The sequence below is a fragment of the Mangrovivirga halotolerans genome, from assembly GCF_026241165.1.
GTDB lineage: Bacteria > Bacteroidota > Bacteroidia > Cytophagales > Cyclobacteriaceae > Mangrovivirga > Mangrovivirga halotolerans.
Map to the genome: position 1 here is coordinate 1 of NZ_JAPFQN010000038.1, position 644 is coordinate 644.

Sequence of the window (644 nt, forward strand, 5' to 3'; positions counted from 1 at the left end):
GCAATAGCGAAAGTTTTGTATAGATTTTTCATAGCGTTAAAAATTTGAATGTTTAAAAATGATTAAATAATTATCCTCTGATGTCTTCACCTCTTCTGACCACATCACCGCGAATGTCTTCACCTCTTCTGACTACGTCCGCTTTTTCATCTTCGGCAGGGATTTGAGGTTCAACATTTTCAGTTTCACAAGCGAATGTTAAAGCTGCGATAGCCGCAATAGCGAAAGTTTTGTATAGATTTTTCATAGCGTTAAAAATTTGAATGTTTAAAAATGATTAAATAATTATCCTCTGATGTCTTCACCTCTTCTGACCACATCACCGCGAATGTCTTCACCTCTTCTGACTACGTCCGCTTTTTCATCTTCGGCAGGGATTTGAGGTTCAACATTTTCAGTTTCACAAGCGAATGTTAAAGCTGCGATAGCCGCAATAGCGAAAGTTTTGTATAGATTTTTCATAGCGTTAAAAATTTGAATGTTTAAAAATGATTAAATAATTATCCTCTGATGTCTTCACCTCTTCTGACCACATCACCGCGAATGTCTTCACCTCTTCTGACTACGTCCGCTTTTTCATCTTCGGCAGGGATTTGAGGTTCAACATTTTCAGTTTCACAAGCGAATGTTAAAGCTGCGATAGC

General features: G+C 37.6%; 2 protein-coding genes. Both read right to left on the reverse strand.

The window, feature by feature from the left end; all coding sequences use genetic code 11:
* Positions 1 to 70: 70 nt before the first annotated feature.
* Complete coding sequence (locus OO013_RS20125; protein WP_266058927.1) at positions 71 to 247, reverse strand: hypothetical protein; 177 nt, start codon at positions 245 to 247, stop codon at positions 71 to 73.
* 38 nt (positions 248 to 285) lie between these two features.
* Positions 286 to 462 (reverse strand): hypothetical protein, encoded by a 177-nt coding sequence (locus tag OO013_RS20130; protein ID WP_266058927.1) that lies wholly within the window; start codon positions 460 to 462, stop codon positions 286 to 288.
* Positions 463 to 644: the final 182 nt, after the last annotated feature.

Excerpts from the sequence above, each read along its gene's own strand:
- OO013_RS20125 (WP_266058927.1), bottom strand. The coding sequence starts at position 247 with ATGAAAAATCTATACAAAACTTTCGCTATTGCGGCTATCGCAGCTTTA.
- OO013_RS20130 (WP_266058927.1), bottom strand. The coding sequence starts at position 462 with ATGAAAAATCTATACAAAACTTTCGCTATTGCGGCTATCGCAGCTTTA.